The sequence below is a fragment of the Rhodococcus sp. OK302 genome (genome assembly GCF_002245895.1).
In the GTDB taxonomy this organism is placed as follows: Bacteria; Actinomycetota; Actinomycetes; order Mycobacteriales; family Mycobacteriaceae; genus Rhodococcus_F.
Genome location: NZ_NPJZ01000002.1, coordinates 224,055 through 241,889, shown reverse-complemented (window position 1 = coordinate 241,889; position 17,835 = coordinate 224,055). Strand labels below are relative to the sequence as shown.

The window sequence follows — 17,835 nt, the reverse complement described above, 5'->3', positions numbered from 1 at the left end:
ATACTGCCCATACGAGTGGTTGCTTCGATGAAGAGTTGGCGATGCGCCCCGATGTCCGGCGATATCTACGCTCGGTTCAAGGGCCGGCGTTTCCGATTCCGACGTCTGTTGTAGATCGAGTTCTCGACGAACGCAACGAAACGATACCCGATAGGTCGGAACGAGTCTCGGCGGTGATACCCGAATGTCGTCCTCTGCCCGCGGTGCCGGCGGCCTGGGCAGCAGCAGCCGGCACTAAGTCGCTGGCAATCTTGGTGGTTGCTTGTGTGGGTGCGTGCAAAGTTGTTTGCAGTGGTGCGTGCAGGGTTGCGTGCAAGAGGGAGTTTTTTGTCTTGACCTGGGGTGATGGCACGTCCCGCCCCTGCCTCATGGTGCAGTTCCGCGAAACTGCGACAAACGAGGTCACGAACTCGAAAGAGTCGTGGCCGCGTTTTTTCGTGAGGAGTGTGGCGCACGATCAACGACCGTTGGGCTCGTCCTATGATGGTCGGACACGACTGGCGAGGGTAGGGAACTACCGGGGAGTGAAGTCGAGAACGTCGTCCGCCTGGGCGTTCTCCGCATCGAGCGGAGGACGTGATGGAAGCTCAGTTGATGGATGGTGTCGCCCTCGCGGCGGATACCCTTGCGCGCGTTACCGACGGAGTGGCAGATTTCGTGGCCGAGACGGGGCGCCGTCCCTGTTTGGTCACGGTCCTCGTCGGGGACGATCCGTCCTCGCACGTCTACGTTCGTATGAAGGTGAACCGCTCGCGGAGGGTCGGTATCGAATCTCGACGAATTGATCTGTCTCAGGCGACGACGACGCAGGAACTCGTGGCAGTCCTCGATGCTCTCTCTGATGACTCGTCAGTTGACGGCATCTTGCTCCAGCACCCGGTGCCGTCGCAGATAGATGAACGCGCCGCGTTCGAGGCGATCGACCCGGGTAAGGATGTTGACGGGGTGACGCGAACGTCGTTTGCTCGGATGGCGTTCGGGGAGAAGGGATTCAGGTCGGCCACGCCGGGCGGAATCATGAGGTTGCTCGACGCTTACGATGTTGATCTTGTCGGCGCTCGTGCTGTTGTGGTCGGCCGCAGTCCCATACTCGGGCGGCCGGTGGGCATGCTTCTTCTTGCCCGGGACGCCACGGTGACGTTCTGCCATTCTCGAACGCAGGAACTCGCTGAGGTGGTGTCGCAAGCGGATGTTGTCATTGCCGCTGTCGGTCGCCCCGAACTGATTCGTGGCGATTGGATCAAGCCTGGGGCGGTTGTCGTCGACGCGGGTTACAACGAGGGCAACGTCGGTGATGTCGAGTTCGCGGCGGCGCGCGAGAGGGCGAGGCTTATCACCCCGGTGCCTGGTGGGGTGGGTCCGATGACTATTGCGGTGCTTCTTGATCAGACTCTCGCAGCAGCAACCAGTCGCATGAGCGGTTAGTTGTCAGGCTGTGTCTGGCACGGTGAGCGCCGCACGAATCCGTTCGAACGCCTGCCGAGTCTCAGGCGGTGCGAGGAAGTCATCCAACGGCGCCCCACTCGCTTGGAAGTCCACTTGCTTCGGGGGTAGGCAGCTTCAGTTGACTTCGCGTTGGTTTTCGGGCTGTGTGTGGGAAGGGAATCAGTTGATTGTGTTGAAAGCTCAGAATGTGCCGCCGAGACTGACCGTCGACGACCACAGCTCCCGCACCGCTGATCTTCTTGGCTGTACGCCCCCGGTAGCCTCGACTCGATACGCGGGAGGCGGAAGGTGAGCGGCATGGAAAGCGAATCGGGCGCACCTCGCCCGCCCTGTCGGGTGAAGTACATCGCGGCCGTTGCTGTCGCTGTCACCGTCGCGATGACCGCGGTGATCGCGGTAACCGTCGACGCGCCGGGTCGGATCAGCCGGGCGTTGAGTGGCACGTCGCTCGAGGACCTGTTTTCCTCGCCGCGGCTGGACTCGGAACTGGACGTGGTGCGCGCCCAACTGGGAGGGCTGCCGATTCGGCGAATGGACGTCACCTCCAACCTCATTTCCGTCGAGGCCGTCGCCGCCGACGGTCTGCTTCACCTCTACTGGGTGCGCGACGGCGAGGTGGAGGACATGGACTCGATCACCGACCTGCATGCGGGCGAGACGGCGTTCGCCGCGGCGGATCTGTCGGGGCCGCGGATACGGGCGGTGGTGTCCGATGTTCGCAGCCTCGGGAAGCCGGGCGAGATCGAGCTGGTCTCCTACATTTTCCGTCCGAGGCATCCGCTGTCGGTGGCGGTGTGGATCCGGCATGACCCGGTGAGTTCGGTGCTGCACTTCGACCCGCGGGGCGGGTCTACCGTGGTGCGCGAGGAGTCGATCGAGACCGACGAGCACACCTCGTCGTTCGGCGGCTGCTGGTGTTGACCGTGTAGGTCGCGCCGTGTCCATCGCCGCCGAAACATGTGCACCGGGCCGTCAAACGACACTGTCACGTTGGCGAGCTGCCCGGGCGGTTGGCGGGATCCGTGTCGTGACCACCCCGACGCCGGCCTCGAGCAGTTTCGGGATTCGGCTCTGTGTGAGCGAATATCGGGCACACAGAGCCGGCCGGTCGGATCAAGAGTTGCAATCCCAGGGGACTCGACGTTTCTCGTTCCCCGGCGCAATCACGCGCCTGACGACGTTTCCGAGTCGTAGGACGGTGAATCTGCTTGGACCGCGCGGCGGTGATCGGAGATGCGGAATTTGGTGGCCAGATTGTTGAGCAGCTCCAGCGATGCCGCGGAGAGTCCGTTGGCGCTCAGTAGTAGCTCTTTCAGGGTCAGGTTGTCGAGGCATTCGACGATCTCGGTGTCCCCGTCGTATTACAAAGCGAGGCTTACTCAGGGGTGGTGAGCATCTGCGTGCCCAGCCAGCGGCAGGCAAGTAACGCGAGGTCGAGGTCGAGGCAGTTGCCCGAGACGGGGTATCCCAAGAGTCGTTCGCTGGCGCGAAGGCGGTACAGGACGGTGTTCTTGTGGCAGTTCAAGGTGCGAGCGGTGGCGATGGCGCTTCGATTCGACGCGGAGTAGGCGCCGAGGGTGCGCCGCAGTTCCTGCTCGCGGTGGCCGTCGACGGCGAGCAGGCCGAGTGTCTCGGCCACCCACCGGCGGGCCCGGGGTAGATCGGTACACAGGAACACCAGGCTCGCCACCTCCCGGTACGGGATTACCGTGGCCCCTTGCCCTGATGCCAGCCCGATCTCGTGCGCGGCCGCGGCCTGCCGATGGGAGGCGGCGAAACCGTCCAGCCCGGGCGCGGGTCGGCCCAGTGCGATCCGCAGCCGTGGCAGCTCGGCCGAGACTACTTCCTGCACTCGTGTCGTGTCGATCTCGCGGTTGCCGGGCAACGGAAGCCAGGCCCAGACAGTGGTCCGGTCGCGGGCGACGATCAGGGGACGAGTGCGGCACTCGGCGAGTTCGGCGACGGCGGTCACCGCGCGTTGGGTACGGATGAGTGCGTCGCCGGAGTCCTCCTCGCCGTCGATCCACAGGATCACCGCGAGGTGCCGCTGCCGCAGGCGGTAGCCCAGCGCGGCTTCGGCAGCGGGCAGATCGTCGGCCGTGCCCTCGAGCAGTGCGAGGACCCGGTCGACACGGAATGACTCCTCCTGTCGGCGCCAGCGTTCCCGCTCGGTCTCGTACTCGACGGCGATGCGTTGACACACTCGGTCGAGGTAGGCGTGGGCGAGGGTACTCAGTGCGATCGTCTCGGACACCAGCACAGCCGGGTCGTCGGTCAGCGTCGCGAGCTGCTGCAGACAGATCTGCACCCAGCGTGACTCGGCGAGGTTGTAGGCACGCACGATCTCGTAGAACGGGAGGCCTTGATGGGCGAGCCGATGGACAGTCGAGACCGCGCCGATCGGTGGTTCCGCCAGGGCCAGGTCGTCCGGGTGGGCAATGAGGTGGAGCATTACCTCGATGTTGGCCTGGGTCGAGATGTGCAGCCAGTCGCGGTAGCCCTGGTCGCCTTTGAGGCTGTCGATCTGCTCGGCGAGCAGATCCGTCACCTCGTCCACGATCTCCGCCGAACGGGTGGTGAGCAGCCGTGCCAGAACGGACCGCGCCGGTCGTGTCGTCGTCACCACGCCAGTGTGGTTGTTTTGGACGATTGGCACAAATGTTGAGCGGAAGCCTGTTCGGTCGGTCCGATGCTTAATCAGACTCAACCAGATGAAATGGGTTACGACAGCAATGACGCTTCCCTCTGAAGGCTCTCCGATATGGCCGGAAGGTACGAGATCCGGCCCACACCACGGTTCCCTGGGGCACGTCACGAAAGCAAATTCGACGAACGACAGAAAGCGAGCTGACATGAGCGGATTCGCACGGGAGACAACGAAGCTCGAGTACGTCGACGTGCTGATCGTCGGCGCCGGCCTGTCCGGGATCGGCCTGGCGTACTACCTGGCGGCGAATCAGCCGAGCCGGACCTTCGCGATCATCGACAGTCGCGATGCAATCGGCGGCACGTGGGATCTGTTCCGCTACCCGGGCATCCGGTCCGACTCGGACCTGCACACGTTCGGTTTCGAGTTCAAGCCGTGGACGAACGAGAACGCGATCGCCGACGGCCACGAGATCCTCGACTACCTGCACGAGGCGATCACCGAGAACGACCTCGCCCGACACATCCATCTCGGGCACACAGTACTGCGCGCGGACTTCTCGTCCGACGACGGCCAGTGGACCGTCACGCTGCAGCGTATGAGCGACGGTGAGCGGTTCGACGTCACCTGCAACGTCTTATTCTCCGCTGCCGGGTACTACGATTACTCCGGCGGATACACTCCGCACTTCGAAGGCCGCGATGACTTCCGTGGTCAGGTCGTGCACCCGCAGTCGTGGCCGGAGGATCTCGACTACGCCGGCAAGAAGGTCGTCGTCGTCGGCAGTGGCGCCACGGCAGTGACGCTCATCCCGGCGATGGTCGACCTCGCCGATCATGTGACGATGCTGCAGCGCTCACCGTCGTACGTCCTGCCGGTCCCGCGCAAGGACCTGATCGCCAACACGTTGCGCCGGCTGCTGCCGGATCACGTCGCGTACGGGATCACGCGCCGGATGAACATCGCCCGTTCGCGGCTGATCTTCGGTGGCAGTCAGCGGTACCCGAGGCAAGTGCGGCGCCTGATCCGCGCGCTCAATGCCCGCTTCCTACCGGAGGGTTACGAGGTTGATGTCCATTTCAACCCGCAGTACGACCCGTGGGACCAGCGACTGTGCATGGTCCCCGACGCGGACCTGTTCAAGGCGCTCTCCAGCGGAGCGGCATCGGTGGTCACCGACCGCGTCGCGCGGTTCATCGAGCGTGGGATCCTGCTCGAGTCGGGCGCCGAGCTCGAAGCCGACATCATCGTCACCGCCACCGGCCTACAGATGCAGTCGTTCGGCGGGGTCGAACTGCACGTCGACGGGCAGCTGGTCGACGTCCACGACCGGCTCGTTTACAAGAGCATGATGCTCAGCGGGGTGCCCAACTTCGCCTTTGCCATCGGCTACACCAACGCGTCGTGGACGCTGAAAGTCGGCCCCGTCGCCGACCACCTGTGCCGACTGCTCGCCCACATGGACCGCCACGGCCACGCCGTCGTCACGCCGATCGTCGGCGACCCGACCATGGCCCGGCGGCCACTGTTCGACTTCGACGCCGGGTATATGAACCGTGGCGCTCACCTGTTCCCGCAGCAGGGGGAGTCCGGTCCGTGGACGGTGGTCCAGGACTACGCCGTCGACAATGCCCGTCTGCGCAAGGGCCCGGTCGAGGACCCCGCTCTGCGGTTCGCCGCCGGCGTCGTCGGGTCGGATATCCGCGTGATCGCGAAGGAGGCGACCGCATGAGCACCTCCCGCATCCTCGTCGGCGGCCGACGCACCCGGGTCCGGGTCGTCGGCGATCCGGATGCGCCCCCCGTGCTGCTGTTGCACGGTATCGGCCGCAGCCTCGAGGACTGGGCGCCGCAGTACCCTCGGCTCGCCCGTACCCACCGGGTGATCGCCCTCGATCTTCTCGGCTTCGGGTTCTCCGCCCGGCAGCCCGAACCGGTCACGCTGGCGGCGTTCGCGCGCGGGGTGATCGAGACTCTCGACGCGCTCGGTGAACGGCGACCGGTGCATGTGATCGGCAATTCCTTAGGTGGTGCCGTCGCGCAGCAGCTGCTCGTTCTCGCACCGGATCGGGTGGCGAGCCTGGTCCTGGTCAACAGCGCGGGCTTCGGGTCCGAGGTCGCTGCACTGATCCGGTTGCTGACCGTGCCGGGTATCGGCCGATTCGCGGCCGAGCACCCCACCCGGACCAGCGCACGACTGACCGAACACCTCGTCTTCGCCGACCCTAAACTGGCCAGCCGAGAACGAATCGACCACGCCATGGCCATCGCCCGGCAACCGGACTCGGGCGTCGTGCTGTACGAGACCGCGCGTGCGCTCGCCACCGTCCGCGGGATCAATCCCGGCTGGCGGGCCGAGCTGGCCGTCGCGGCCGCGAAGCATCTGCGTCCCACCCTGATCGTGTGGGGCGACCGCGATCGGATTCTGCCCGCGCACCAACTCGCCACCGCCCGCATGAACTACCCGCACGCTGAGACTCACCTGTTCACCGGTGTCGGCCATATGCCGCAAATCGAATGTCCCGACGAGTTCGCGGATCGCGTGCTGGCCTTCCTGTCCGGGATTGCCGGCGGCGAACAACCGGGACCGTCGCAGTCCCCGGTGCTGTTGCGCACCGTCGGCGAAACCGAGTGAGTCGTAGGCCAGGATTCGCCCTTGCCGCTAGCGGATGCAGATAGGCAAAGTCATCAGCTGCACGACCAAAGCGTCCACTGCCACAGGTTCGCCCGGTTTAGACCCCTCTGCGGAGGGCCGTCCGCCGAAGTCCCTGTTTATGCACTTAATGCACGCCGTCGAGATAAGGAAAATCCAATGTCAAATCTGAATCACATCACCGTACTGGGCGCCGGAGTTCTCGGCGGCCAGATCGCCTGGCACAGCGCCTTCAAAGGTAAGACCGTAGTGGTTTACGACATCACCGAGACGGCGATCGAACAATGCCGTGCCGCGCACGAGCAGTATGCCGGCATCTATCTTGCGGCGGTAGGTGCCAGCGAGGACGATATCGCGCTGACCCGTGTACGACTGACCTACACCACCGACCTGGCCGCTTCGGTGGCAGAGGCGGATCTGGTGATCGAGGCGGTACCTGAGATCCCCTCGGTGAAGACGAGCGTGTACGAGGAGATGGCCGAATACCTGCCCGAACGCACTCTGATCGCCACCAACTCGTCGACGTTGCTGCCTCGGGACTTTGCCGCGGCGACCGGCCGCCCGGACAAGTACTGCGCTCTCCATTTCGCCAATCTGATCTGGATGATGAACGTCGTCGAAATCATGGCGCACCCGGGCACCTCCAAGGACACCCTCACGGCGGTCGTCGAGTTCGGGATCGAGATCGGCATGCTGCCCATCGCCGTTCAGAAGGAGCAGAACGGATATGTGCTCAACACTTGGTTTGTGGCACTGCTCAACGCTGCGATGACTCTGGTAACGAACGAAGTCTCAACGCCGGAAGATGTGGACCGCACGTACTTGATAAGCAATCGCGGAGCTCCCCTGGGGCCGATGGGGCTGATCGACATGGTCGGCATGAAGACGACGTTCGATGTTCTCTTCCACTGGGGCAATGAGAACAACGACGAGCAGATGCTCTTGAACGCCGGCTACATCAAGGAGAAGTTCCTCGACAAGGGGAATTTGGGAATGAAGACGGGGCAGGGCTTCTACAGTTACCCGAATCCCGCATACCAGAACAGCGACTTTCTCGAGGTGCCGGCTCTGCTGACCGTTCCGGACCTGGTGAAGAAAATTATGCTGGCCTGAAGAAGCTGACCGTCCTGGGGCGTCCCTCCGGTGCCGCCGCGTTCAGCGGGACTAGCGCCTGATGTCCGCCCTTGCCATCGATATCACCGGCGAGCGGACCGCCCTCTTGAGCAGGGCAGGCGCCGAGACATTCCCGTCAGCCTCGACGGTGAGGGTGGCGGAGGCGATACAGCCGAGGACGATGGTGGTTTCGATGGTCGTTCCGAGCAGTGCCCGTATGCGTTTTCTTCGGTGGTTGGTGGCGGAGTGGTGCGTTGGAACCGAGGCGAAAGCAGCGCCAGGCCTACTTCTCCGACGTAGTGCGGCGGGGTCCGACTGCTCCTTCGGATAGTCGGTTGTAAGACGGTGGAGGTGAATCTGCTTGGACCGCGCGGCGGTGATCGGCGATGCGGAATTTGGTGGCCATATTGTTGAGCAGCTCCAGCGAGTCCGCGGCGAGTCCGTTCGCGGTCAGTAGCAGCTCTTTCAGTGCCAGGTCGTCGAGGCATTCGACGATCTTGGTGTCCCAGGCCTGTGCGCGGGTTCGATTACCGGACCAGGGGATGGTGAAGAAGTAGTCGGGTGAGACGGCGAAGTAGTGGGACAGCGCGGCCACGACTTCGTCGGACGGGCTATCGCGTACTCCGTTACGCAACTGTGAGAGACATGGCGCCGAGACCCGGAATCCTTGTGCCAGAATCCCTTTCGCCACTTCCCTATTGGTCGGCCGCCGCGGATCCGTGGCGGCGAACAACTCGTTCAAACGAACCTGAAAGACGTTTCCGCTGGCTACCTGCCCGGCCATCATCGACTCACTTCCTTCGTAGTCTTTTTCTGTGTTGCAGTGAGGTTACCGACGAGGTGGTCGTTCGGTACTGACTGGTTCGCAGGGACTTTTACGGCTGCGTACGGTTCGTTTGTTCGTGACGTGACCGAAGCTCCGCAGTGAAGCCGGCATACGAGGAAGTGATGTCGGTGACCAGGTCGATCCGGGTGATCGTGATGTTGGCTGCGGTGATTGCGCCCGGACGCATGAGTAGGCAGAGCGATTGGGTGAAGACCAAGCGCAATGCCGAGTGCATCATCGCGGGTGCTCCTCCCGCGGCGGAGGGCGTGCTGGCGGTCGGTACTCGCGGCCGGTGCAGCCGCGGCGAAACCGATCCCGCAGGCGGACGGGCCGAGTACGCCGGAGTCGACGAGGTTCTCGATTACCGCCTTGCTGTCAACAGGTCAACGCATCACCGACGATAACGGATTAGCCCCAGAAAATCGGATCCCCACTACCGTCGATGTGATCGAGCAAATCCTGAACATGCGGACTCGGCTCCAAGAACCGGTAGCGATGAAACTTGAGGTCCCGGTCCCGACAAAACAACGTCCGCAACCCGGCTTTCTTCGTAAAATGCAGCCGGGTAATCGGAAATCGCGTCCACTCCGGACCGAGGTCCTCCCGCCACGGAGGCCGACATTCGCAGATCGTCACATGACGCGGCGCGATGTCACATTCGACCCGAATCTCATGACGCAGACGATCGGGAACCCTACTCGCGCAATACTTCACGACCCGAGCGACATCGAGTTCGGGAAGTCCGGTTGCAACCATGCCCACCATCATGCCAACCACCGTCGGCGGCCGGCTTTGCTATCCGGCTGCGCAGGAATCGAGCACCTGTTCTTCTCGTTGTCGTGGACTGTCCCAATCGAGCACTCGCCGAGGTCGATCGTTGAGTCTGGCCGCAATCATATTCAGGTCATCCTGACTGAAACTGCGCAGGTCAGCGTTCTTGCACAGATACTGCCGCAGCAACCTGTTCGTATTTTCGTTCGTCCCTCGTTGCCACGGATGATGCGGGGCGCAAAAGTAGACGGGCATGTCGAGGGCTGCGGTAATGCGCTCGTGCTCGGCCATTTCCCGTCCCCGATCCCAGGTCAGCGACCTACGCAGATGGGCAGGTAGCGAGCCCAGGTAGGTGATCAGCGCGCCCGCGACCGTCTCGGCCGGTACCCGTCCGGCAATGCCACCACATGGGTGACACGTGATTGCCGATCCACCAGCGTCGCGACTGCTGACGGCCGGGTGCCGAATACAAGGTCACCTTCTAAGTGTCCGGGCTCGCTACGATCGTTTGCCTCAGAGCCGCGAAGATCGATCGAAACCATATTTCGTATCCGTCCACGACCGTGGGAGCGTTTCTTCCCTCGCGGCCGACGAATCGGCCGATCGGTACGCAGTTCGTGAAATGCAATGCTGTCGAACACTTTCCGTGACGGTATGTAGAGGCACCGGTAGATGGTCTCGTGTGAGACCCACATCGACGGCTCCGCCGGGTACTCGCGTCGAAGCCAGGCCGAGATCTGCTGCGGCGACCACTGCTCATGGAGCTTGTCCGTGATGACGGTCCGCAGAATCGGCCGGGCGCACAGGATCGATTCTTTGGGGCGGCGAGCGCGGACATACGCCGCTGCATCCGCGTCCATCGCCCGGTAGTTCTCCCGCCCTCCGTTGCGGGCGATCTCGCGTGCAATCGTGGACGGGGATCTTCCGAGTTTGTCGGCGATCGTCCGAGCGCTGTCGCAGGCAGCGATTCCACGGGATATTTCTTCGCGCTCAGCTGCGGTGATGTGGCCATCTCTCCGCATTCGTGGGACGGGTCGGATACCACAGGACTCACGCAGGAAACGACGAATTCGGGGCATCGTTACTCCGAGAACCCGCTCGATTTCTCGTATCGATTCTCCACGGCGATGCAGATCCCAGATCAGGTTCTCCTGCTCCACAGTGAACCCGAGCGCCTTGCTGCCCCATCCGTGCCTCCACGATCACGCATCATCTCACCAGTTGTGATGCGTTGACCTGTTGAGACCAAGGCCGTTTACGGTTCATCGCCGTGCAGGCGGTGGCGGCGTTGGGTGAGAAGGAACCGTGCTCGATGTCCCGCGAGTACGGCGTCGGACTCGCACTGGATCTGATGTCGCCGGCGGGCGATACCGTATCTGATGACGGCGCTGCGTTGGTACATTCGCTCAGCGTGCGCGGCTGCCGATTCGTCATCGAGAGCAGTAGCAGCGATCCGGTCGCATCCGATCAGGAAGTGTTCGTACACCAGTTTCGTGGGCGCGTGCTCGTCGAAGAATGCCGACACGATGTCGTTGTCGATGCGGTGGAGGGGATATCGCAGAAGTTGGTATCCGGAGCGCAGCACCGCCAGTGTTGCACCGTTGAGAGAGATCACCGCATCGCACCTACGTCTGCGGTCGACGTAGAGGTGCAGTGTGTCATCGAGGACTTTTCTTCCGGAAAACAATTCGACGTTCTCACCGTGTCCGTATACCCGTGACCGTGACCGATAAACTGTCGGTAACTCTTTTCACAGTATTTTTCGGATAAAATCTACCTGTAACTTCAGGGTGCGCGTACCGACCGAAGCGATGAGAACGCGCGTTTCGGTTGAATGTCCAGTTCACCTTTCGCGTTTGCGTCACATGCGATCTATTCCCTCTGGACAAGGGGGTAATTCACCGTCGATGGCATTCGGCTCGATCGATTGTCCACATTTCAATTCTATATCCACGCATTAGTACTTTCGGTGGATAAACAATTTTCCGGATGTGCCGGTAACGCATCACGCAGGTGGCCGGCATGAATATTATTTTCGTCGAAAATGTCCGAATTGTCGTGCTACGTTTCCATTCGATTCCGTTTCCCGAGAAGTTGTGTGAAAGGAAATTCTTCATGTCTCTCCATTCCAAGCGTCGCGCCGGTTTCGTATGTGCACTCGTCAGCGCAGCAGCGCTCACCGCTCCGGCACTCGCCGGCGCCACCGGTTCACTGGGCTCTCTGGACACCGGATCCCTCGGCTCATCAGGCGGATCACTCGGCTCTTCCGACGGCTTCACCTGCTCGACACTGTCCACCGACCAGGACCCCGCCGGCTGGGGCATCCCCTTCCCCGACGAAAAGCAACAGAAAGCGTTCTACTCGTCAGAGAACGTCCTCGACACCGACGGCTCACTGAACCTCAAGATCGTCGAACCTTCACCCAACAACCGTTCCGTGTCCTACCACTCGGCCCGATCGATCCCGCTCGCCGAGGCCGCCGCGAAGGAAATCGGATTCGACGAGAAGGCCCCGACCTCACAGGCAGCCTTCCAGCTGCGCCTGACCGGAACCACCAACCCGAACGACAACGGATACACCACCATCTACTGGAAACCGAACCCGAACAACGCCGCCAGCCCCGTCAACGGTGCAACACGCGCCAATCTCCAGAACGGTCTGTGGACCAGCACCCGCACCATCGGCGGTGCAGCTGCGGACGTCCCGACCAGCCTGGCGACGATCGTCGCCGCCAACCCCGCCGCCACCGTCGAGCACTACGGCATGAGCATCGGCCGCGCCGCTTCCGGCGACACCAACGTCGACGCCGTGAAGTTCAACGGTTGCACCACCAACTTCGCCGTCGTCGAGCCCACCGGCTCGCTCGGCAGCTTGGGCGACCTGGGCAGCCTCTTCGGTAGCTTCGGCAGCTGAAAACCGGTTGGCGTCAACGCAGGCAGGTGCCGAGCGGGGTGGACCGGAACGCGCCAGGTTCCGGTCACCCCATCGGCTTGAGAATGTTCACCCGCAGGCTTGACGAAAAGCCTGTGACCGCAACCATGTTGCGTCAATGCCGCCGACAGATCGGGTTCACCGACGAGTTACTGCGGGAAGGCCGTGACCTTCCGGAGCTGGCGCACCCCGATGCGGCGATGACCGATGTGCTGGGCCCGCTACCGCATCATCTGCGCACAAGGTGTTCGTCGCCGAAACTGCCGAACTATGAAGGGTGGCATCGATTTTCGGGTGAAAGCTGCCTGGTCGGCGGCTGAGGATATCCCTTGCGGCGGCTTGTCCACGAAGATCCGCCAACTCGTCGACGGCAACGGACTACCACTGGTCACGCTGATCACCTCAGGGCAGGCGGGCGACTCGCCGATGTTCCTGCCACTGATGGCGCAACTGCGCGTCGGCCGCGACAATGGTCGGCCACGAACCCGCCCGGACGCGGTGCGCGGCGACAAGGCGTACTCATCTCGAGCGATCCGTGGTCACCTCAGCTCCCGCGGCATCAAGGCCGTGATCCCCGAACCCGACGACCAGAAAGGACACCGGAGACGGCGAGGATCACGCGGCGGAAGACCCGTCGGACTCGACGCCGACGACTACAAGAACCGAAACGTGATCGAACGCCGCTACTGCCACATCAAGCAATGGCGCGGCCTCGCTACCAGATACGACAAACAGATGCAGTCATCTACCGCAGCGCGGTCGTCTTCAACGCCGTCGTCGCCTGGACAAAGGCGTTGTCAGTCACAGCCCTTTCCTTCGATGAGGCGCACGACGAGGGTGAGTCGACCGGCTGGCGTCCACGCGCCGACGGCGACGTTCCCCGAACCCAAATGCGTGAGGCTCTCGATCTCTCCCTCGTCGCCGAAGTCGATCGGCAGTGCGATGCGTTCGGGCGAGTCGAAGTTCTCGTCGGTGACGATCAATGCGTCCTCGGTCGCGTACACAGCGGCTCGGTCGTCGTTGATCCAGCATCCGGCGAGCCCGAAACCGTACGCGGCGTCGACGTCACTCGCGTCGAGCCGTGAGATCTCCTTCAGATCCGGCCACGACAGCATCCGTACGGTCTGCGGATCGCTTGGATACGGGGTGACAAGTAGCCTCGCGCCCGACGGACTGAAGCCCGCGATCACTGGGTCATCTCCTGCGAGGATCTCGGTCAGATGTAGGCGCGATCCCTCGACATCGACGCGGAAGGCGAGAACGCCATCCTGCCCCATGGCGAGCTCGAGAATCGCCGTGTCTTCGGCAGGATGAGGATGCAGGAAGGCGCGAGCATCATCGGCGTCGATCGCCTGGTCGTCGAGGATCGCCCCGGACGCGGAGTCGAGCATGAGCAGCCGGTGCCCTCTCGCCGTCCGGGACAGCGACGACAAGTAGACCGCCCAGGAGTGCAGCCGCGTCGGCGGGTATTCCGGGCACCGTGACCACTTCCTCTCCGGCGATGACGAGCCCGCCGACGGAGGCGAGTATGAGCAGATCGAGGCTGGACGCCGCAAGGACGCAGACGTCATCCTCCAGAGGGAGCTCTCGCTGCGAGTTCTCGGCGAGTCTGTCGTCGAGAAGACGCACCGCACCGTCTCGCCACAGCGCGAAAGTCAGACGCCCGCCCGCCTCGCCAGCAAAAACGAGGCCCAACATCGGGTCCAGGACGTCGATCACGTCAGCGGAAATGAGCATGCGATCACTGTATCGAGCACGGGCGGTCATCGACTGGACCAAGACTTTGCCAGACACGCCCTAGATGATCATCTTCTTCTGCGTTGCGCCCACGGTGCCGAATTCCTTGAGTACGGAGAGGGACTGGCCAGTAATCGGTGTCTCGGCCCGACAAGCTGAGTGAATGCTCGGCGAGGAGGTGCCAAGATGACCACACTGGATGATGTGACGAAGAAGAGGGCCAAGCCACCCTCCGCGGCCGCGGAGTTGGTCAGGTTGGCGAAGGAGCAAGGCCTGTCCCTGACCGGGCCGGACGGACTGCTCAAACAGTTCACCAAGACCGTCCTCGAATCCGCCCTGAACGAAGAGATGTTCCCCCTGGACTTCGTCTAGGGGAGACCCCTACTCACATCTCGGTCACGACAAGAACCAGGCCCAGCCGGATCGGGACTCGACGAACATCCTTTGGCGGCACCCGGCCGAAAACCGTGTTGACTTCAGGCCACCGGCCATGTCCCGATCGAAGTTCCCGGCGATCGGGAAGGGACATTCGAGCCGCAGATCGTCAAGAAACGCCAACGATGCCTCAGCAGGGTCGATGAGATCGTGTTGTCGTTGTACGCCAAAGGATTAACGACCGACTCGATGAGCGTGTGGAGAAGCAGGTCTGAGCTACCCACCCCCCGACCCGGGGAATGCCGCGTTGAGGATGCTTGAACGCCTCCGCATTGAGCACCCAATGCGGGAAATTTCTATCCGCGCCGAGGAGGCGCCGTAGTAACCGGCCCCGCAGATTCGCGGCAAAGCGGAACGTGTCGGAAGAATGTGAAATCGGCGAAATGTTTGCTGTTTCCTTATCGAGGGTAAAGAGTTTTCAGGTCGCAAGAGGCAGATCCGGGAATGCGCACGGAACTCGAAAATACGACTCAGGTTCTTGGCGGTTGAGCACACAGCCGGCAGGAGCTGCCTTCGGGCAGGCATTCACCCCCGGGTGGTACTGCCAGTTTCGTACGAAACCCCCGCTTTCGTACGAAACCCCCGATTCTCTGGAAAATTTCGGAGAGTCGGGGGCGCTGTACGTCGTCCGCATTGAGCACACAACACGGACGACCCACTATCCGTGCCGAGCTGCCCCCTCATGACTAACCCCGCACATCCACAGTAGGACTGCGCCCGCGTTCGGTGCAGCGCTTTGCGCGGATACATTCAGGCAAGTGGCTAAAGTCTCTTCACCGCACGCGACATGCCCGGACCTGGCCACCGGTGAGGGCATGATCTGTCAATAGAGCTCGAACACGGCTCAGAGGAGCTGGGTGCTCGCCCACCGGTGACTACCGACCCCACCCTGCCTCATGCGGAGTCGGATAGCTCTCATTGGAGGAGCTAGGGATAGTCCGTCCCCCGAAGTGAATTCGATACTTGGTGAAGGTCTCACGGTGTAAGAGTTGAGTGCGATGTTCCGACCGGACGAAGGTCCGATTCGGGTAAGTACTGGAGTGGCGGGTCACGGCAAGGTGGAGCGTGTGTTGGTTGCGGTGCGGCGACGGAGCCACCAGAGCATTGCTGCAGCGATGAGCACGATTGCTGCGGCGCCGCCTGCGACCGCCGAGGCGTAGGACTTCTGCGGTTCGACGGTCTCGCCCAGCCTGGCGTCCGGGAACGTGATGTCGGCCTCCGAACTGCGTTCGAGGAGACCACTTTTCAGATGCAGGTTGGCGTTCCACGGGCCGTTGGGCAGTTCTGGGGACATGGTCGTGACGACGGTCCCGGTACCTCCAGGAGCGATGGTCGTGCCCTGCTGGGCGGTGACGGGTCCGGCGGACAGTCCGCCGGGGCCCTTGGTGAGGGTCAGTTCGCCGGTGATGTCGACGGCCCGGCCGCCGGTGTTGGTGACCAGGGCCGAGATCTGGGGATTGCCCTGGGTATCTCGGGACGTGGTGAGGGAGGTGATGGCGAAGTCTGCCGGTGCTCCGTTGCCCGGTCCCACGGAAAGGTAGATGCGGATGCCGGCTCGGCTGGCCTGCATGATGTTCGATCCTTGCGATGCCGCACTGCGGATTTCGGCCCACACCGCGCCGTAATGTTCGGCCTCCGCGGCGTTCTCGGGAACGTCGATGGTCACCGTGACCTCGGCTGCGCCGCGGGACGGCAGGTCGATGTTCGTCTGATTGACCGAAGTCCACCCTGTCAGTTCGTTCACCGACGGATCACTGTCTCCGACGAAGGTGCCGTTGTCGATGTGCGCGGCACCTGTGTAGATGCGCACCGACTGGGCGGAGTCAGAGTTGTTGCGCACCTGGATGCGGCGGTTGATGACCGTGCCCGGTGGTAAGTGGTCGACGACATAGGCGCGGGCGCGGGGATCGCGCTGCGTGGCAGCTGGAATATCGAGCAGTTACACTTCGATCCCCGACTGCGCGGGGAGGGTCTGTGCTGTCCCGTCGGCCGCGGACAGCACGGTCAGGACGAGCACGCACAGAGCGGTAATGACAGAACGCACGATCCGAGGGCTCCCAGGGTTGTCGGTGTTCACCCGTTGGGGCGAACACGATCGTCGATCGAGAGGTACTGCGGGGGCGAGTCGCCGAGATGATTGCCCCCGCAGTTGTTCTCGGTAGGTCAGAGAACGGAGTGTGTCAGTGTTGCGGTGTAGATGTCAGCCAAGGTGTTTGCCGGGACCGGAATGGCCAGGTCCGCATCCCAGGTTGCGGTGTTGTTGCCGGATACCCCGGTGGCGGTCTGAACAGTGCGGGGTGCAACAGGATTGCTTGCCGTGGAGGGGGTTACGGTCGCTGTGCCGGTGGTGGCGGCAGCCTCGGGGATGTATATGACGCCGGAGGCGGGGAGAATCGCCGCGGTAGCGCCGCCCACGAAGTCGGTCAGGGTGATGGAGGCTGCCCAGTCGACTTTGCCGGAGCGGTTGTCGGTCACCTCGATGCCGAGTACGTCAACTTCGGCGGTGGAGAAAGGGGTTACCACGAAAGCGGCGGCGTTGGCGGGGGCGGTGATGGCGATTCCGCCGGTGGCGGCCACCTCGACGGTCGTGGTGGTGTCTACGGCGGAGGCAGGCATCGCTACACCTGCGGCGATTGCCGCGGCGAAGCCCAGGACGAGTGTTGTGCGAGTGATCGAACGCATGAATGAACCCCTATGGTGAGAAATGACAGGTGAATGCTGCACGAAAATGGAAGACGCTGACGATCGCGCGAGTGCACGGTTGGTGAATTCGTTTGATGTGCAACATCTTTCACCGACAACAGTTGACCGTATGGTCTGGGGTGATTGTCTGCGACGGCTGGGGGAAAGTCAACGAGGGGCTGTGGATCGGCGTTTTCATCCAGTCGATCGATGTCCAATGTGTTTGGAAGCTCTCTGTTGGTGGAGCGGCGTCCCTCTCGGTTCTCTGTGGATGTGAACGATTCCCGGATTGGAGCGGATGAGATCGCGGGCATGGAGCCGCGGTTTCCGGCGCTTCGAAGCCCTCGAGGGTTGCGCGCCAAGAGTGGGCTACATATCAAGTTGGACTTCATCTTTGGGGTCTACGCGAACGTAGCTTAAATGAGCGCTCGGATGTCGAAAGCCTGCGAAGTGGGGACGAAATCCGGCGAAGTGGGGACGAAGAACCCCGACGAACAGGGAACGAAGAGATACCGACGTTCGTCCGTTGTCTGCAGACGACAGTTCGTTCAGGTGCCGGTAGAAGCGCAAGCGGTTTGGTTGGTGCGCAGCGCCC

The 17,835-nt window shown here is 62.7% G+C and carries 16 protein-coding genes, 3 pseudogenes and 1 riboswitch; of the genes and pseudogenes, 10 read left to right on the top strand and 9 right to left on the bottom strand.

Translation table 11 applies throughout. The annotated features are described in order from the left end of the window. Positions 1–483 precede the first annotated feature (483 nt). Positions 484–560: riboswitch (ZMP/ZTP riboswitch) on the top strand. A 19-nt stretch (positions 561–579) separates the two neighbouring features. Next, on the top strand, positions 580–1,425 hold the full coding sequence (locus tag BDB13_RS28770; protein WP_094275462.1) for a bifunctional 5,10-methylenetetrahydrofolate dehydrogenase/5,10-methenyltetrahydrofolate cyclohydrolase: 846 nt from the start codon (positions 580–582) through the stop codon (positions 1,423–1,425). A 318-nt stretch (positions 1,426–1,743) separates the two neighbouring features. Next, a complete protein-coding gene (locus BDB13_RS28765; protein WP_141210744.1) occupies positions 1,744–2,367 on the top strand; it encodes a hypothetical protein in 624 nt (207 codons plus the stop codon). 454 nt (positions 2,368–2,821) lie between these two features. Here BDB13_RS28765 and BDB13_RS28760 read toward each other — a convergent pair whose 3' ends face one another. Next, entirely contained in the window at positions 2,822–4,069 is a 1,248-nt protein-coding gene (locus BDB13_RS28760; protein WP_176459779.1) for a PucR family transcriptional regulator, read from the bottom strand. 229 nt (positions 4,070–4,298) lie between these two features. Here BDB13_RS28760 and BDB13_RS28755 point away from each other — a divergent pair, with 229 nt between their 5' ends. The 3 genes from BDB13_RS28755 to BDB13_RS28745 all read left to right on the top strand — a co-directional run bounded on the left by BDB13_RS28755 (position 4,299) and on the right by BDB13_RS28745 (position 7,858). Further along, positions 4,299–5,825 carry a flavin-containing monooxygenase gene (locus tag BDB13_RS28755; RefSeq protein ID WP_094275459.1) on the top strand — a complete coding sequence of 509 codons (1,527 nt, stop codon included), beginning with the start codon at positions 4,299–4,301 and terminating at the stop codon, positions 5,823–5,825. Continuing rightward, positions 5,822–6,727, top strand: a complete 906-nt coding sequence (locus BDB13_RS28750; RefSeq protein ID WP_094275458.1) for an alpha/beta fold hydrolase — start codon at positions 5,822–5,824, stop codon at positions 6,725–6,727. Before BDB13_RS28755 ends, BDB13_RS28750 begins: the two co-directional genes overlap by 4 nt. A gap of 177 nt (positions 6,728–6,904) precedes the next feature. Then, on the top strand, positions 6,905–7,858 hold the full coding sequence (locus BDB13_RS28745) for a 3-hydroxyacyl-CoA dehydrogenase (RefSeq protein ID WP_094275457.1): 954 nt from the start codon (positions 6,905–6,907) through the stop codon (positions 7,856–7,858). 283 nt (positions 7,859–8,141) lie between these two features. Here BDB13_RS28745 and BDB13_RS28740 read toward each other — a convergent pair whose 3' ends face one another. After that, entirely contained in the window at positions 8,142–8,645 is a 504-nt protein-coding gene (locus BDB13_RS28740) for a transcriptional regulator (RefSeq protein ID WP_141210743.1), read from the bottom strand. A gap of 167 nt (positions 8,646–8,812) precedes the next feature. On the opposite strand from BDB13_RS28740, the gene BDB13_RS28735 reads away from it, so the two are divergent. Continuing rightward, positions 8,813–9,088: a hypothetical protein gene (locus BDB13_RS28735; protein WP_141210742.1), complete on the top strand. Its 276-nt coding sequence runs from the start codon at positions 8,813–8,815 to the stop codon at positions 9,086–9,088. Between the two features lie 4 nt (positions 9,089–9,092). Here the strand turns inward: BDB13_RS28735 and BDB13_RS28730 are convergent, their stop codons facing one another. The 3 genes and pseudogenes from BDB13_RS28730 to BDB13_RS28715 form a co-directional block, all read right to left on the bottom strand. Continuing rightward, positions 9,093–9,440: a DUF3024 domain-containing protein gene (locus BDB13_RS28730; protein ID WP_094275909.1), complete on the bottom strand. Its 348-nt coding sequence runs from the start codon at positions 9,438–9,440 to the stop codon at positions 9,093–9,095. Positions 9,441–9,479: 39 nt separating this feature from the next. After that, a pseudogene (locus BDB13_RS28720) lies at positions 9,480–10,615 on the bottom strand (IS30 family transposase). Between the two features lie 95 nt (positions 10,616–10,710). Next, complete coding sequence (locus BDB13_RS28715; protein ID WP_094275452.1) at positions 10,711–11,070, bottom strand: hypothetical protein; 360 nt, start codon at positions 11,068–11,070, stop codon at positions 10,711–10,713. Positions 11,071–11,570: 500 nt separating this feature from the next. Here BDB13_RS28715 and BDB13_RS28710 point away from each other — a divergent pair, with 500 nt between their 5' ends. The 3 genes and pseudogenes from BDB13_RS28710 to BDB13_RS33670 form a co-directional block, all read left to right on the top strand. After that, the gene (locus tag BDB13_RS28710; protein ID WP_094275908.1) at positions 11,571–12,368 is read left to right on the top strand and encodes a hypothetical protein; all 798 of its coding nucleotides are present in this window, start codon (positions 11,571–11,573) and stop codon (positions 12,366–12,368) included. A gap of 113 nt (positions 12,369–12,481) precedes the next feature. Then, positions 12,482–12,706, top strand: coding sequence for a hypothetical protein (locus BDB13_RS32395; RefSeq protein WP_176459755.1), 225 nt, complete (start codon positions 12,482–12,484; stop codon positions 12,704–12,706). After that, a pseudogene (locus BDB13_RS33670) lies at positions 12,657–13,124 on the top strand (transposase); the annotation flags it as partial. The gene BDB13_RS32395 and the pseudogene BDB13_RS33670, both read left to right, overlap by 50 nt. A gap of 59 nt (positions 13,125–13,183) precedes the next feature. Here the strand turns inward: BDB13_RS33670 and BDB13_RS33255 are convergent. Both BDB13_RS33255 and BDB13_RS28700 read right to left on the bottom strand, forming a co-directional pair. Further along, positions 13,184–13,777 (bottom strand): hypothetical protein, encoded by a 594-nt coding sequence (locus tag BDB13_RS33255; protein ID WP_176459754.1) that lies wholly within the window; start codon positions 13,775–13,777, stop codon positions 13,184–13,186. After that, a complete protein-coding gene (locus BDB13_RS28700; RefSeq protein WP_094275451.1) occupies positions 13,722–14,123 on the bottom strand; it encodes a hypothetical protein in 402 nt (133 codons plus the stop codon). The genes BDB13_RS33255 and BDB13_RS28700 overlap by 56 nt, the downstream gene beginning before the upstream one ends. 186 nt (positions 14,124–14,309) lie before the next feature. On the opposite strand from BDB13_RS28700, the pseudogene BDB13_RS28695 reads away from it, so the two are divergent. Next, positions 14,310–14,753: pseudogene (locus tag BDB13_RS28695) on the top strand (transposase); the annotation flags it as partial. An 853-nt stretch (positions 14,754–15,606) separates the two neighbouring features. Here the strand turns inward: BDB13_RS28695 and BDB13_RS28690 are convergent. Further along, the gene (locus tag BDB13_RS28690) at positions 15,607–16,368 is read right to left on the bottom strand and encodes a hypothetical protein (RefSeq protein ID WP_176459778.1); all 762 of its coding nucleotides are present in this window, start codon (positions 16,366–16,368) and stop codon (positions 15,607–15,609) included. Between the two features lie 353 nt (positions 16,369–16,721). Further along, the gene (locus tag BDB13_RS28685; RefSeq protein WP_094275449.1) at positions 16,722–17,240 is read right to left on the bottom strand and encodes a hypothetical protein; all 519 of its coding nucleotides are present in this window, start codon (positions 17,238–17,240) and stop codon (positions 16,722–16,724) included. Positions 17,241–17,835 lie beyond the last annotated feature (595 nt).

Bases quoted from the DNA above. Each gene is read 5' to 3' on its own strand.
- BDB13_RS28770 (WP_094275462.1), top strand. From the start codon at position 580: ATGGAAGCTCAGTTGATGGATGGTGTCGCCCTCGCGGCGGATACCCTT.
- BDB13_RS28765 (WP_141210744.1), top strand. From the start codon at position 1,744: ATGGAAAGCGAATCGGGCGCACCTCGCCCGCCCTGTCGGGTGAAGTAC.
- BDB13_RS28755 (WP_094275459.1), top strand. From the start codon at position 4,299: ATGAGCGGATTCGCACGGGAGACAACGAAGCTCGAGTACGTCGACGTG.
- BDB13_RS28750 (WP_094275458.1), top strand. From the start codon at position 5,822: ATGAGCACCTCCCGCATCCTCGTCGGCGGCCGACGCACCCGGGTCCGG.
- BDB13_RS28745 (WP_094275457.1), top strand. From the start codon at position 6,905: ATGTCAAATCTGAATCACATCACCGTACTGGGCGCCGGAGTTCTCGGC.
- BDB13_RS28740 (WP_141210743.1), bottom strand. From the start codon at position 8,645: ATGATGGCCGGGCAGGTAGCCAGCGGAAACGTCTTTCAGGTTCGTTTG.
- BDB13_RS28730 (WP_094275909.1), bottom strand. From the start codon at position 9,440: ATGGTTGCAACCGGACTTCCCGAACTCGATGTCGCTCGGGTCGTGAAG.
- BDB13_RS28710 (WP_094275908.1), top strand. From the start codon at position 11,571: ATGTCTCTCCATTCCAAGCGTCGCGCCGGTTTCGTATGTGCACTCGTC.
- BDB13_RS33255 (WP_176459754.1), bottom strand. From the start codon at position 13,777: ATGCTCGACTCCGCGTCCGGGGCGATCCTCGACGACCAGGCGATCGAC.
- BDB13_RS28700 (WP_094275451.1), bottom strand. From the start codon at position 14,123: ATGCTCATTTCCGCTGACGTGATCGACGTCCTGGACCCGATGTTGGGC.
- BDB13_RS28685 (WP_094275449.1), bottom strand. From the start codon at position 17,240: ATGCGTTCGATCACTCGCACAACACTCGTCCTGGGCTTCGCCGCGGCA.